Raw genomic sequence first — 14,609 nt, 5'->3', positions numbered from 1 at the left:
GCCGTCATGAGTAGGACGCAGCGATGCCCGGTTCGGTTCCGTCTGTGCCGGAATTGATGTCACGGCGTGCCGCGGGCCGACCGGATCGCCTCGTCACAGTGCTCACGGATCGGTTGGCCGCCGCCCGCGGGCTGCTGGCATCCGATGGCGATGCGCACCGGGCCGTCGATGAAGACGGCCCAGGCGATTTCGCGATCGCCGCGGATCTCGGTGTAACTGCTGACGGCACGGCCGCCGCGGTGGTCGTCGGTGCGGAAGTCGGTGAAGACACCCTCGGGCTGGCGCTCCAGTGCCGCCTTGAGAACGGCCGCGCTGCGGCCCGGGTCGGGGCCGGCCGGTGACTGGGTGAGAAGTATCGCGGCGAGTTGATCGCTCGGCGAATCCGCCTGTACGCGTGGCGAACCCGCGCTGCCGGTGACGCGGTCGATCATCCAGCCGGCGGGGAGCCGGACCGTCACCCGCCCTTCGGTGATCAGCGCCACCGGTTCCCCAGCCTCCTCGGCGCGCGGCACCAGCCAGCCGGCCGCGAGCAGCGCACCGCAGGTCAGCAGTGCGCAGGCCCCGGCGCCCCGCCGCGCCGGGGCGCCGGGGGGACCGTCGTCGGGCACCGCCGCGCACAGGGCCGCATCGTCGGTCATCCCGACCTCCCGGCCGTGTTCGCGCAGACCCCGGGCGATCATGGCGGCGAGCTCGGTCGCACCGGCCACGCGTGCGGGCACATCGATCAGTACCGGGCCGCCGCCGTCGACGCCGGCCACGACCGCCCGTGCGACGTCGGTGGCCGGCGCCGATCTCGGTACCGCGGCGACCGGCCGGCCGGCGATGCGGCACAGCACGAACTCCCGTGCGATCTCCACCCGGCATCCGCCCGTCCCGTCGACCTCGTGCCGCCTCCGGATGACGATCTCCGGGTCCGGGCCGACCGCCCGACGGATGCGGGTCACCCGGTCATCGCTCCACCAGCCCGGGCACACCAGGGTGAGCCGGGCCACCGGGTGGGGCAGGGCCGCAGCGATGACCGACGCCCACAGCGCGTCGACATCCACCACCCGGTCCTCGACGAGCGCATGCCGGTCATCGATCGCATCGATTGCCGCACAGACCATTTCATCCGGTACCGGTTCGCCACCCGATACCGCTGCCGGGCCGATCACCAGCACTGTCACGGAGGTGCCGACCATCCGATCTGGACCCGTTCATCGGCGCGCCCCCGCACGACCAGGGTCGCCCGCCCGGGAGGCAGCCGAGCGGGCCGAGCCGAACCCAGCAGCGCGCCCTCCTCGGGTCCCGCGCTCATCAGCAGGCCGGCGCTGCCGAGTTCACGCAGGGTGGACGGCACCGCGGTGAACATCGACCGGGCCGCGCCCCCGGCCCGCCGGGCGAGCACCAGGTGCAGGCCGATGTCGCGGGCATGCGGCAGCAGCTCCAGCAGTGCCGCCAACGGGTCGTGCCCGGCCCCGGTGATCAGCTCGTAGTCGTCGACGATGAGGTAGATCTCCGGTCCCGACCACCAGGACCGGTCACGCAACTGCTGCTGAGTCACCCCCGCGCCCGGCAACCGGGTGCGGAGCCGCTCGACCAATCCGCAGAGGTGCTCGCCCAGCATGCCGGCGGACATCAGATAGCCCGCGAGGTGCCCGGTGTCGACCGCCCCGAGCAAGGTCCGGCGCACGTCGACGATGTGCAGCTCGACCTGCTGCGGCGTGCACGTCGCGGTCAGCTGGGCGCACAGGGTGCGTAGTGCCGCGGTCTTGCCGCAGCAGGTGTCGCCCAGCACGATCAGATGCGAGGATTCTGCGAAATCGATTGCCAGTGGCCGCAGTTCGGATTCACCGATGCCGATGGTCACATGCGTGGCGCTCGCCCCGGGCGCCGGAACCGAGGTGCGTTGCACCAACGCCGGCAGCAACCGGACCGGGACGGCGGCACGTCCGGCGGATCGGCCACGCATGTCGTCCGCGGCGCCGGCGGCATCCATCCCGTACAGCTGTGGCCGGGCCACCCGGAACAGCCGGCCGTCGCGGGTGATGCCGGTGCCCGGCGGGCTGTCGGCGAGGTGACGCGCCGCCGTGCGGTCCATCTCCGATTCGGCGGGTTCGCCCAGGCGCAGCTCGATGCGGGTGCCGAGTTGGTCCTTGAGCGCGGGCCGCAGCTCGGCCCACCGCGAGGCGGCCACGATCACGTGTACCCCGTAGGCCAGCCCGTGCATCGCCATCGCGGTGATGGCGTCCTCCATACCCGGCCGGCCCTCCTCGTCGACGGCGCGCAGTGCGCCCCAGCCGTCCACCACCAGGAACACCTCGCCGTACCCGTCGGCGACCGGTTCCCGACCACTCTCCCGGCGCCGGATGAGCGCCTGCAGCTGCGCGACCGTGCGACCGGCCAGCTCGCCGTCACCGGGACCGGCCACCACACCGGTGTGCGGAAGGTCCGCCACGGCGGCAAGTGTTCCGCCGCCGAAGTCCAGGCAGTAGAACTGCACCTCGGCGGGGGTATGCGCGGCGGCCAACGCCAGCAGCAGCGTGCACAGCACGGTGGACTTGCCCGACCGCGTCGCCCCCACCACCGCCGCGTGTCCGCCGGCGCCGGTCAGATCGACGGCGAGCACATCACGCCGCTGCGCGAAGGCGTTGTCCACCAGGGCAATCGGTGCACTCAGCGGCGTTTGCTCATGCTGGGCGAGCAGGTCGTCCAGGGTGGGCGAGGTAACCGGCACGGGCAGCCACATCCGGTGTGCCGGGGCGCCGTGGCCGACCAACCGGGCCAGTGCGGCGTCGAGGACGGTCGGGGTGTCCTCGCCGCGGTCCGGTGCCGGGTGGTCGTCTGCCGGGCCGGACGTGCAGGTGAACAGCCGCGGCCGGACATCACGGGGCGTGTCGGTCCCGGTCTCCGTACCGGAGACGAAGGCCGTGCGCAGCCGGACCAGTCGCCCGTCCGAGGTCTTCAGGTAGGCCGCACCCGGTGCGGCGGGCAGTTCGTAGGCGTCGGGAACGCCGAGAATCGCCCGGGATTCCGCGGCCGAGAACGTCTTCAGGCATACCCGATAGGACAGGTGGGTCTCCAGCCCGCGCAGCCTGCCCTCGTCCAGGCGTTGACTGGCCAGCAGCAGATGCATGCCCAGCGACCGGCCCAGCCGACCGATCGCCACGAACAACTCGGCGAAATCCGGATGCTTGCTCAACAATTCGGAGAACTCGTCGATGACGATGAACAGCACCGGCAGCGCGGGCAGTTCGGCGCCGGCCCGGCGAGCACGGCGGTAATCGGCGATGTTGCCGAGATTGCCCGCGGCGCGCAGAATCTGCTGCCGCCGGTTGATCTCCCCGGAGAGCGCATCGTGCATCCGGCTGACCAGATACGCCTCCTCGGCCAGGTTGGTGATCACCGCCGAGACGTGGGACAGCCGGTCGAAGCCCAGGAAGGTGGCGCCGCCCTTGAAGTCGATCAGGGCGAGATTCAGATCGTCGGGTGAATGTGTGGCGACCAGGCCCAGGATCAAGGTACGCAGGAACTCGGATTTCCCGGAACCGGTCGCCCCGACGCACAGGCCATGCGGACCCATGCCCTGTTCGGCGGCCTCCTTGATGTCCAGATACACCGGTTCGCCCCCATCCTCGGGCCCCGCACCGATGCCGATCAGGGCCCGCAACCGGTCACGGTCCGGTCGCGGGCGCCACAGCACCGCCGGATCGAGTTCGGCGGTGCTGCCCACCCCCATCAACTCCGCCCACCCCCGGCGCTCGACGCCCGCAGCACCCGCACGCCACCGGGCCAGTCGACGGGCGCACATCGTCGCCTGGGCGACGGACAGCCCATCCGGGCGGGCGAGTTCCGCCGGGTCGATGACGGTGTCGCCGTCCCCGCTGAGGTCCAACACCACGACATCGGGGCCGGCCGGCACGGGCCCGTCACCATCGCGGACCACCACGGTGCGCGCCGGCCCGGGGGCGCCGGCACACCGCACGTGGTGGGGCAACCACTTCAACCAGTCCCATTGGTGGTCAACCTCTCCCGCCACCGCAGTGATTCCGAAGTCGGCGGGAGCATGCCACACCGCGAGTTGGCAGATGATCGCGCGCACCAGGTCGCGGGCGGCAGATGGGCCGCCCGCCAACCCGATGCGCCCGGTCAGATCGACAGTGACCGGCAGGTCCGGCACCGTCGATCGGGCCATCATCAGGGCCTCCAGCGCCCCTGCGGTGACCGGGTCACTCTCGGCGACGGGATCCGCCGGCGCGGCGACCAGTGGGGTCGCCGGCTGCCCGGGACCCAGGCCGATCCGGACCTGACCGAAGTCCGGATCCCCGGGACGGCGCTCCCACATCCGGCCGCCACCGGCCACCGCCCACAGCACTGTCGGGTCCGGATGTCGCCAGTGCAGGCAAAGATGTTGGGCCGCGGCGGTTTCCCTGCTCTGATCGGCCAGTTCGTCGAGGTAGCGCAGATAGTTGCGGCGGCCGGCGTCCACCTCGGCGGTGCGTCCGCGCGCGGTGTGGGCCAGCGTGCCCAGCACCGACACCACCATCATCACCGGAAAGATCAGGTACATCGGGTTACGGGTGGTCGAGGAACCGGCCCCGGCCGGTGCGCTCAGGTACAGCACGACCATGCCGCCGACGGCGACGAGCATCAGGACCGGCAGCAGGCGCGCCACCGGGCCGGCCGGTTCGGCGACCGGCACCTCCGGCGGTTGCCGCACCGGTATCGCCCCGGCAGGCATGAGCGGGGCCGCCGACCGTCTCTCCCGCAGGAACTCCATGTTGTTCAGACGGGACGGAGCGGGCTGCGGTTCCACCCGATTTGGTGCGCAAGGGCGATCGGTGGCGCGGTTACCGTGATCCCGGGAGCTTTTCAGGGGGTGCCGGGGGTGGACGATCCGTTGTGCCGGATCTCGATTCAGTGTGCCGATGCGGCACGGGCCATCGACGTCGCGTTGCCCCGGCACGCGGCACTCGGGGTGCTGTTGCCCGACATCGTCGGTCTCGTCACCGGAGACGGTGACCCTTCCCCGGATGCGGCGACCCAGGGTTGGCGGTTGGACCGCATCTGCGGCGGGCGGTGTGACGAGTCGCTGTCACTACAGGAGATCGGGATCGTCGACGGGGACGTCATCGTGCTCTCCGCGGTGACGGGCCCGCCACCCGGGCCGCTGCCGCGCGACGTGTTCCGCACGGTGGCCGCCGCCGATGCCCGCCCCGAGCCACCGACGGTGCCGGCCGGGGCCTGGGCGGGTGCCTGCGCGGTGGCCGTGGCCGCGCTCGGATACTCCGGCGCCGCCGCCCCGACGCCGGTTGCGCCCGCCCTCGCCGTGGCGGCCGCCGCCGGCTGCGTGCTGATCGCACGCCGCGCAGACACCGCGATGCGGCTGGCCCTTCAGGCCGCTGCCATCGGATTCACTTGGGTCGCCGGATTTCTCGCGGTGCCCGGCCCCGCGGGGATGCCCGGCGTCGTGCTCGGAGCGGCGACGGGGTGCGCCGCGTCGATGTGGCTGCTGCGGGCCGGCGGCGCCGATACGCGGTTCTTCACCGCCACCGCGACCGCTCTCGCGCTGCTCACGGCGGTGAGTGCGCCGGCGCTGCTCCTGCCGGCCGGGCCCGGCGCGCAGGGCGCGGTGTTGGGCGTGCTGGCCCTGGGGATGTCGAGCGCTGCGGGGCGTATCGCCATCGGCATTGCCGGGCCGCGGCCGAGGTTGCCGGGGCGCAGCGATGACACCGGACCGGTCTCGGATGAGACGGCCGTTCGCTGCCGAGCGGTGTTCACCGGGCTGGTGGGCGGCAGCGCGGTGGCCGCCACTCTCGCGGTCGGGATGGTCGCGGTGGACAGCGCGGGCTCACCGTCGTGGCCGCAGGGTGCCGCACTGGCCGCAGTGATCTCGGCGTTGCTGTTGCTGCGGGTGCGCTTCTACGCCGACCGCACCTGCCGGGCCGCCGCGGGCTGGTGCGCTCTGGTGGGTGCCACCGTCACGGTCGCGCTGGCAACGGTGTCGGCGCCGCGCTACGGCGGGCCGGCCGCGGTGCCGGCCGTGGCGCTGGCGGGGTGGTGGCACGCCGGCCGGGCCCACCGTGCGCCGTCCTGGTCGCGCACCGCGGACATCGCCGAATACCTGCTGATCGCCGCCGTGGTGCCGCTGGCCTGCTGGGTGGCGGGGATCTATCAGGTGGTCCGATCGTTGAGCCTCGGATGACGGGCCGGTTCGTCCGGGTGCTGGCCGCGGTGGCACTCGTCGGTGCGCCCGTCGGCACCGCGGCCCCGGCGGCGGCGGTGACCCCGCCGCCGGTCGACAACCGGATGCTCCCCCCGCAGGGCCCGGCCGCGCCGCGGCACCCGACGGCACAGTCCGAAACATGCGATGCGGCACCGGTTGTGCAGACGCGGCCGCGTGATGACCGACCCGATCTGCGCGCCGCATGGGTCCGCACCCGCGGAGCCGGACAGATCGTCGCCGTCATCGACACCGGGGTGGCACGGCACCGGCTGCTGCCACACCTGGTGCCCGGCGGGGACTATGTCGCCGACGGGGACGGCACCGAGGACTGCGACGGTCACGGCACCATCGTTGCCGGGATCATCGGGGCGGCATCGGATCCGTCCGACGGGTTCAGCGGGATCGCCCCCGACGCCACCATTCTCGGAATTCGCCAGTCCAGCATGAAGTTCCGCGTCACGGATGGGTACGGGGGCAGCGGGGTCGGTGACGTGGAATCGCTGGCCGCCGCGGTGCGCGCCGCCGCCGACCAGGGCGCGACGGTGATCAACATATCGTCGGTCGCCTGTCTCGGGGTGGCCGATACGCTCGACGACCGGGCACTCGGCGCGGCCCTGGCCTATGCGGTGGACGTCCGGAACGCGGTCGTGGTCGCCGCGGCGGGCAACGTGGGCGGCCGGGGCACCTGCCCGAGCCAGAATCCGCCGCCCGACCCGGCGGCGCCCGCTCAACCCGACTGGGACGGTGTCGAGGTGGTCGCGAGCCCGAGTTGGTACGACGATTACGTCCTGACGGTCGGGTCGGTGGATGCCGATGGCGCGCCGTCGGCGTTCAGTCTGGCCGGGCCGTGGGTGGATGTGGCGGCGCCGGGTGAGGCGGTGACCTCGCTGGCCGCGACCGGCGAGGGTCTGGTCGACACCATGCCCGGCCCCGGGCAACCGGCGCCCATCTCCGGCACCAGCTACGCCGCGCCGGTCGTGGCGGGGATCGCCGCGCTGATTCGCGCTGCCGCCCCGGCCTTGACCGCGCGGCAGGTGATGCACCGGATCGAGAGCACCGCCCGTCGACCGGCGTCCGGCTGGAACCCCCTGGTGGGCCACGGTGTGGTCGATGTGCTGGCGGCCGTGCGGGGAATCGGTGCGCCGGCGCCGGCAGGGGCGCAGCGCTCGCCGGCGCCGTCGCCGGCGAGGGTGGCCGACGGCCGTCCGGGCCGGTTCGCGCTGACCGGCGCGGCGGCCTGCGCGGTGCTGGCGGTATCCGCGTTGCTGCTGCCCCGCCGCCGATCACGACGGCACACCGAGGCTGTCCCGGACGACCGCGGCCCGGGTGGCGCTGAGTTCGGGGCCGCGCGGTAGCAGCGCGAGCAGCGGCCACGGTGCGACGCCCGGGGCGGGCGGCAGTCCGAGTGACACCGCGTCGCGGTCATCACCGATGCCGTAGGCCACACCGGCGCCGGTCACCAGATACCGCGGCCCGGTCGTCACACCGTCGCCGGCCACTCCCGCAGCCCGGACGTAGGCGCTGCGCCCGGCCGGGACGGCGACAGCGTCGATCCGCGGCCCGTCGCCGTCGGCCTGGGCCAGGTCGAACGACCGCGGCGCCGGCAGCGTGGCGGAGGTCAGCACGGTGGTGTCGGGGGCCGGCGTGCCTGTGCGTGCATGCCAGCGTGCGCACAGCACCCCGTCTGTCGTTCCCACCGGAGCCGTCTCGCTCAGATCGGTCACCGCCAAGGTCTGTAACACCGGCACCGGCGCGAGCCGGGACGCCGCCACATCGGGGATCGACTTGTCGGCGTGCGTACCGGCGAACCGGATCAGGTCGGCGGCGACCCGTCCCACCCGCTGCACGCCGTCGGCCAGGACTACATAATGATCGGCGCCCTCCGCGCGCGGGACCCGCAAGACCTCGCCGACCCGAAAGTCGGGCAGCGCAACGGGACCCGGCCCGCCGGCGCCCGGAATCCGTGGGGCCCCGATCGGCGGCGCCTCCGGAAGGACATCGAGCAGTGCCGCCGAAACCGTGCGTGGGACAACACCATCGAGGCGTAACGCGCGCACCGCGGCGTGGTCGCGTAGATCCACCGCGGCGCGTCTGCCGGCGTGCAGCAGATACACACCCGGGGCGCGCTCCTGTGCCGCGGTGACCAGGACGGGTTCGGCGACCGGCAGATCGGCGGGCGGACCGATGAGTACGACGGTGCGGCCGGCGGCCTCGTCGCACACCGTCCAGGTGGCCCGGTCCGGCTCCAGCGCGGGCGCAATGGTCTCCGGTGCACCCGGGATGCCCATCGCCGGACCCTGTTTGGCGCCGGCGATCATCTGGGCGCTCACCAGACGCGGCAGGCCCGGCGCCCCGGTGATCAGCCGGGCGGACGCCAGGTTCGGCGCCGGGTGCATGGTGTCGCCGACCCGGACGTACAGCGCCCCGGACTCGCGGACCATGACGACGGGGGCGGTCCCCAGGCTTCCGTGCGGCCGCAGCAACGCCAGCACGGCGCAGGCAGCCAGCACGATCGCGGCCAGCACCACGCCCGCGGTCAGTGCGATGGCCTGACTTCGGATCGGGTCGTCGAGCATGCGAGTGTCCCGGCAGGCCAGCGCGTATTCCATTCTGCGCCGGATGAAGCGGTAGCCGCTGGCCTCAAGTCGTGTCACCGAATGCCGAACCATGTATCCCCCGAGTCGACCCTAACCGGCGCCCAGCGGTCCGCAGCGCACCAGTTGCTACCGAACGCGAGTTCGCCGGCGACCGTTCACAGCAACCTGTCGACCTTCGTATAGCCCCCCAAAATTCTCGACTCCGCCCGACCTCGGGACTGCTCCCGCGAAGCGGACGGCCCTCCCGAGCATGGACAATCCTATGTGCAGCAACTTATTTGCATGAGGAAAGGTCTATCCGATCAGCCGTCCTGGTGAGGCGGTCCGCGACGTCGAGAGCCGAAATCCATTAGCCGCGAGTCCATACCGCGATCTTGATATCGGAGCGGGAGGCTTCCCAGAATGTCCGTCGTCACCCGATCGGGGTTAAGCTTCGGCACATCTCGATCTTGAGACGTACACCCGTGCTGCGGCGGTCGTGAGGAGATTCGGTCAGGTCATGGGCCCGATATCGGTATCCGTGCGGGACGATCGGACGAGGCGGCCGACCGTTCCCGTCCTTCGGTCGCCGTCCGGTCGATGCAGGCGGAGACGCCGCACATGACGACCTCGCTATACGACTTCGACGGCCGGGTGGTCAACCGCAAGCGCGAACTCGCAGAGTTGCGAGCGGCCGTCGACGCGGCGGGCCGTGACGGGGCATGCGTCTTGCTCAGCGGCGTACCCGGCGTCGGGAAGTCGACTCTGGTCCAGACATTCGGCCGTGAAGTCGCCGACCGCAACGGCGTCTTCGGCTACGGACGGTGCCGAGACCGCGCGCCGGCACCCTACTCCGCGCTGCGGGACGCGCTCGGCGCGCTCGTGCACACCATGGACGCAGCCCCGGCGGCCGAGCGGGACCGGTGGCGCGACGGGCTGCACACCGGGATGGCGACGCTGCCCGGCGTGCTCGTGCAACTCGTGCCCGACCTGACGACCGTCCTCGGTCCGTCTCCGCGCGTCACCGAACTGAACGCCGCCGACTCCCGCCGCCGACTGCATCGCGCGGTGATCCGCCTGCTCTCCGAGACCGCGCTCTTCCGGCCGGTCGTGCTCGCCGTCGACGATCTGCAGTGGGCCGACCGCGACACCCTGTTACTGCTGTCGGAACTGCTGACGGTGTCCCCGCGCAACGTCCTGGTCCTCGGCGCCCACCGGGCCGGCGAATTCGACGCGCAGACAGCCGGTTTCACCTCCCCCAACCTGCAGGAGATGCATCTGCAGCCGCTCTCCCGCCCGGACATCGAGGAGCTCCTCGCCACGGTCAGCGGCCACACCGTCGAGTTGGCCGACGTGGCGACCGAGTTTCACCACCGGACCGAGGGCAACCCGTTTCAGATCCGTCAGCTGCTGTATCGGGCGCAGCAGGTGGGTGCGCTGGCACCGGTGGGGCCGGGCAGACCGCCCGAGTGGGATCTGCGCGCGCTCGCCGCGCTGGAGGTCAGCGCATCGGCCGCCGAGTCGATGGGCCGCTACCTCGACCAACTCGACCCTGCGCATCGAGCCGTCCTGCGGTCGTTGACCTGCATCGGCAGCGAGTTCGACCTCGACGACGCCGTCACCGCAGCAAACCAGCCCGCCGACGTGGTGGCGCAGGCACTGTGGGCGGCCCAGGAACTGCGCCTGCTGGAAGCGCTGGACCGCTCCGGTCAGCGGATCTCCAATGCCATCAGCCGTCAGGCGCGCTACCGGTTCAGCCACGACCGGGTGGCCGAAGCCGCGCGGCACGGCCTGTCCGACGAGGACGCGCGCCGCACCCATCTCCGCCTCGGCCGCCGCCTGGTGACCCTCGGCGAGGACCGGCTCTTCGAAGCCGCACGGCACCTCGGCATCGGCGGGCGCGGGCTCCTCGAGGCCGGAGAGCGTGCCCGGTTCGTCGACGTCCTACGCCGCGCGGCACGCCAGGCCCGGGCCCAGGCGTCCTTCCCGCTCGCCCTCGACTACTGCCGCAACGCGCTGGACCTCTTGGGCGAGCAGCGCTGGACGACGTCGTTCGAGCAGAGCCGGGAGCTGCACCTCGACGCGACCGAGGCAGCCCTGCTGGTCTGCGATGTGCCCGCCCTGCACAGCCTGCTCGACGAGGGTGAGGAAGTGTTGCACGACCCGGCCGATCGGGCCCGGTTGGCCTTCCTCCGGATCAAGGGCCGGATCGCGCAGAACCGACCCCAGGACGCCCTGGAGACCGGGCTGCAGGCGCTGGAGCAACTGGGCGAACCGCTCCCGCGCGACCCGGGCAAGCCGCGGATGGTGCTCGCGGTGGCGAACATGAAGCTCACCGTGCGGCAGTGGAGCAACGAGCGGCTCCTCGAGCTGACCTACTGCGAGGACCGCCGGGTCATCGAGATTCAGCGCATCCTGGGTGAGCTCTTTCACGTCTGCTACAGCATCCAGCCGAACTACGCCCCGATCCTGGTGCGCAAGCAGCTCGACCTCACCCTGGCCCACGGGCACACCCCGGCCTCGCCGATCATGCTGGCCAACTACGCGATCGTGCTGGTGTTCACCGGGGACCGCACCGGTAGTCAACGCTTCGGTGAAGTGGCCTTGGCGCTTGCCGAGCGCGAGGAGTTCCGCGAAGCACATCCGCACACGTTGTTCATCTACCTGCACTTCATCCGGCACTGGAAGGAGCCGGTCCGAGAGAACCTGAACCGGCTGCACGACGCGATCGGCCACGCCCTCGACCAGGGTGACCAGGAATTCGCCGGGTACCAGGCGGCGGCACTGCTGTCGCAGTCCTTCTGGTTGGGCCGACCGCTCACCGAGATCGACGCGCTCGCCCAGGCGGTGATCCCCGGTATCCGTTCCCAACCGACGCCGGCGACGCTGTGTCAGGCCGTCCAACAGATCTGCCTCAATCTGATGGGCCGCAGCGAGGACGCCTATCTGCTCGCCGGGGAAAGCGGCTACGACGAACGGGAGGTGGTACCCGCCGCCCGCCTGGAAAGCGACGGCGTGGCACTCAGCGTGGCGGCCACCATGAAACTCGGCCTGCACTTCTGGTCGGGTGACTATGCCGGGGCGCTCACCGTGGTCGATGAGGCCATGGAGCAGATCGCCGGTATGGACGGTAACCCGGTCATGCAGCTCATCCATATGAAGTGCGCGCTGAGCAGGATCCACGCCGCGCCCGATGAACGGTCCACCAAGCGAGCGGTCCGCACCGCCCTTGCCCTGCACCGCAAATGGGCAGCGGACTCACCGGCGAACTACGCTGCGCCGTACGCGTTGATCGAGGGAGCATGGGCGCGGGCACGCAAGGAGCACCGCAAGGCCGAACGCTTCCTCGAGCAGGCGATCGAACTGGCTGAGACGCACCAGCTTCCACTGATCGCCGCGAGCGCATACGAAGAGGCGGCCATCCTGTACGCCGAGACCGGCCGGACCAGACTGCACCAGCACATGCTCCGGGCCGCGTATCAGGGTTTCCTGGGCATCGGCATGACGGTCCGCACCGATCGACTCGCCCACGCCCATCCCTGGCTGCTCAGCCGGGATCTGGTGCAGGACGAAGGGACCGGCATCGACCCGGTCAGCGCGCACCAGCTGGTACGGACCCTGTCGGCGGCGCGGACCCCCGACGGCCTGGGCAGGCTGGCCCTGGGCACCGTCGCCGCCATGACCGGGGCGAGCCGGATCATCGCGCTCACCGGGGAGGCGGACCGGCTCGGCGTGCGCGCCGTGCACGAACACGGCGTCACCGCCGCGGTCGACGGACCGTGGACTCCGGTGTCCTACGACGAGGAGATCATCTCCCAGGTACTCGCCACCGGCGCTCCGGTCCGGGTCCCGGGCGATCCGGTTCAGGAGATTCCGTCGATCCTCGCGGTGCCGATTTCCTTACAGCAGAACGTGATCGGTGTGATCTATGCCGAGCAGGACGATCCGGAGCACACGTTCACCGCCGGGCACGAGGAGGCGGTGTCATTCGTGTGCGCCCAGTGCGCCGCCCCGCTGTGGAATTTCCAGCTGGAGGCGCGGCTGCGGGCCGCCGATGAGCAACGACAGTCGCTGCTCGACATGCAGTCCCGGTTCGTGCCCAACGAGTTGCTGCGCATCCTGGAGTTGGACGACATCCGCCGGGTCCGAAGCGGCCGTCGGGTGGAACGCGAGATGACGGTCCTCATCTCCGATATCCGCGGGTACACCACGCTGCTCGAGGACATGGACATCGCGGAGGCGAACAATCTCGCCACCGGCTTCTTCCGGGCCGTGGAGCTGCCGATCATTGCCTGCAACGGGGTGATCCAGGATCTGCGCGGGGACGAGATCCTGGCCGTGTTCGAATCGGAGCCCGACAACGCCCTGCGGGCCGGACTCGGCATGCTGCGCTCGCTGCAGGAGCACAACCGGGAACGGCAGGCGCACGGGTCCCACGAGTTCCGGGTGGGCATCGGTATCAATACCGGTGTTGTCGGTCTGGGGCTCGTCGGCGGGGTGAACCGCATGGTGCTCAGCGTCATCGGTGACGCGGTGAACCTGGCCGCACGTATCGAGGGCACCACCAAGCGTTACGACTCGGCGATGCTCATCTCCGATGCGACCTACGCGCGACTGGCCCGGCCGGACCTGTTCCACATCCGCCGGATGGAACGGGTGATGGTGGTCAACAGGCGCCGGCCGGTGACCGTCTACGAGGTGTACGACGAAGACCCGGCCCCGCTGCGCGAAGCCAAGCGCGCCGCACAGCCGGCCTTCGATGAAGCCTTCGCGCTGTTCGACACCGGCGATGTGGAGCAGGCACGGCGGGCCTTCGAGCGCTGCCGGGACCTGCTGCCCGGCGATCCGGTCGCCACGCTGCACCTGGCGCATTGCGAGGCGGCCGAACGGGGTGAGCTGCCCCCGGGCAGAGAGGTGGTGCTGCACCAGAAATAGTTCGATCGGCGGACACCGAGTTTCCGTACGCGCGACGTTGTGATCTGCGATGATTCACAACACACACTGGACCTAGGGGGTCACGGTATGTATCTGAGCGCCGAGCGGGTTGCCCTCGTCAACCACACGATCCGGACGACCTTCGAGCAGACCTGTGTGGCCTGGCAGGCCATACCGCATTGGGACACAGGGGATCCCGGGCAGACCAACGTTTCGGACAACAACAGTGGCGTGGTGAAAGTCGAGAGTCCATTCGAGCCTCTCACTCCGTCCGTCGCCGAATTGATGGCGCCGACACCCGATGCCCTGCTCGACAAGGTCAACGCCGCGGTCGCGAAGCTCGCGGTGAAGGTCGATGAATATGTGTTCCCAATACTGCGTCAGAAGGCTGCTGCGGTCGAAGATGTGCCAAACCCAGGACTGCCAGGACCGGACATCGTGAATGCGTTCATCGCGGCGCGGATCGCACTGGAGACCGCCGGGTTCCGGGCGCCGGCCACGCTATTCGGCGACGTCAAGGCGATGCAAGCCCTCTATCAACTGTACGGCGGGTACAACCCGGTGAAGAATCCACTACTGGACGCCGGCAATATCTCGGATTTCCACCACATCACAAAAGTGTTCGATAACGTGCTGCTGCTGCCGAATGTTTCCGCTGCCGCCGGACGCACCGAGCACGCGATCATGCTCGGACGCCGTCAGCGCATCGCCCCGGGCGCGGCGTCACAGGCATCTGCCGGCGAGGAACCCGTCGACCTTGCCGTCAGCATCCCCCCGAGCTTCGAGATCGTCGGGGAGACTGGCGCCAATCTGATCACGCTCAACGTTCGAATCCGCTGTGCGGTACGGCCGAAGACGCCGGGCGGCCTGGTCGTCATCACCGGCGCATGATG

7 protein-coding genes are annotated in these 14,609 nt (G+C 70.9%); 4 read left to right on the top strand and 3 right to left on the bottom strand.

All coding sequences use genetic code 11. The features are described 5' to 3' along the window. Positions 1 to 59: 59 nt before the first annotated feature. Together K0O62_RS06620 and eccCa are read right to left on the bottom strand one after the other, a co-directional pair. Positions 60 to 1,166: a type VII secretion-associated protein gene (locus tag K0O62_RS06620; RefSeq protein ID WP_073856552.1), complete on the bottom strand. Its 1,107-nt coding sequence runs from the start codon at positions 1,164 to 1,166 to the stop codon at positions 60 to 62. Then, entirely contained in the window at positions 1,163 to 4,759 is a 3,597-nt protein-coding gene (eccCa, locus tag K0O62_RS06615; RefSeq protein ID WP_073856551.1) for a type VII secretion protein EccCa, read from the bottom strand. Before eccCa ends, K0O62_RS06620 begins: the two co-directional genes overlap by 4 nt. 108 nt (positions 4,760 to 4,867) lie before the next feature. Between eccCa and eccD the strand changes: the two genes are divergently transcribed. Beyond that, a complete protein-coding gene (gene eccD / locus K0O62_RS06610) occupies positions 4,868 to 6,184 on the top strand; it encodes a type VII secretion integral membrane protein EccD (RefSeq protein ID WP_073856396.1) in 1,317 nt (438 codons plus the stop codon). Then, positions 6,181 to 7,560: a type VII secretion-associated serine protease mycosin gene (mycP, locus tag K0O62_RS06605; protein ID WP_073856395.1), complete on the top strand. Its 1,380-nt coding sequence runs from the start codon at positions 6,181 to 6,183 to the stop codon at positions 7,558 to 7,560. Before eccD ends, mycP begins: the two co-directional genes overlap by 4 nt. Here the strand turns inward: mycP and eccB are convergent. Then, positions 7,489 to 8,859, bottom strand: a complete 1,371-nt coding sequence (gene eccB / locus K0O62_RS06600) for a type VII secretion protein EccB (protein ID WP_308214476.1) — start codon at positions 8,857 to 8,859, stop codon at positions 7,489 to 7,491. The genes mycP and eccB overlap by 72 nt on opposite strands. 543 nt (positions 8,860 to 9,402) lie before the next feature. Between eccB and K0O62_RS06595 the strand changes: the two genes are divergently transcribed. Both K0O62_RS06595 and K0O62_RS06590 read left to right on the top strand, forming a co-directional pair. Further along, positions 9,403 to 13,716, top strand: coding sequence for an AAA family ATPase (locus K0O62_RS06595; RefSeq protein ID WP_073856550.1), 4,314 nt, complete (start codon positions 9,403 to 9,405; stop codon positions 13,714 to 13,716). 87 nt (positions 13,717 to 13,803) lie between these two features. Next, positions 13,804 to 14,607: a hypothetical protein gene (locus K0O62_RS06590; protein ID WP_073856393.1), complete on the top strand. Its 804-nt coding sequence runs from the start codon at positions 13,804 to 13,806 to the stop codon at positions 14,605 to 14,607. Positions 14,608 to 14,609 lie beyond the last annotated feature (2 nt).

Source organism: Mycolicibacterium diernhoferi (genome assembly GCF_019456655.1).
GTDB classification, from domain to species: Bacteria; Actinomycetota; Actinomycetes; order Mycobacteriales; family Mycobacteriaceae; genus Mycobacterium; species Mycobacterium diernhoferi.
This window is presented reverse-complemented; position numbering and strand designations above follow the sequence as displayed.

What these genes read in the sequence shown, in the direction of transcription:
- eccCa (WP_073856551.1), bottom strand. Translation starts at nt 4,759, where the DNA reads ATGGAGTTCCTGCGGGAGAGACGGTCGGCGGCCCCGCTCATGCCTGCC.
- mycP (WP_073856395.1), top strand. Translation starts at nt 6,181, where the DNA reads ATGACGGGCCGGTTCGTCCGGGTGCTGGCCGCGGTGGCACTCGTCGGT.
- K0O62_RS06595 (WP_073856550.1), top strand. Translation starts at nt 9,403, where the DNA reads ATGACGACCTCGCTATACGACTTCGACGGCCGGGTGGTCAACCGCAAG.
- K0O62_RS06590 (WP_073856393.1), top strand. Translation starts at nt 13,804, where the DNA reads ATGTATCTGAGCGCCGAGCGGGTTGCCCTCGTCAACCACACGATCCGG.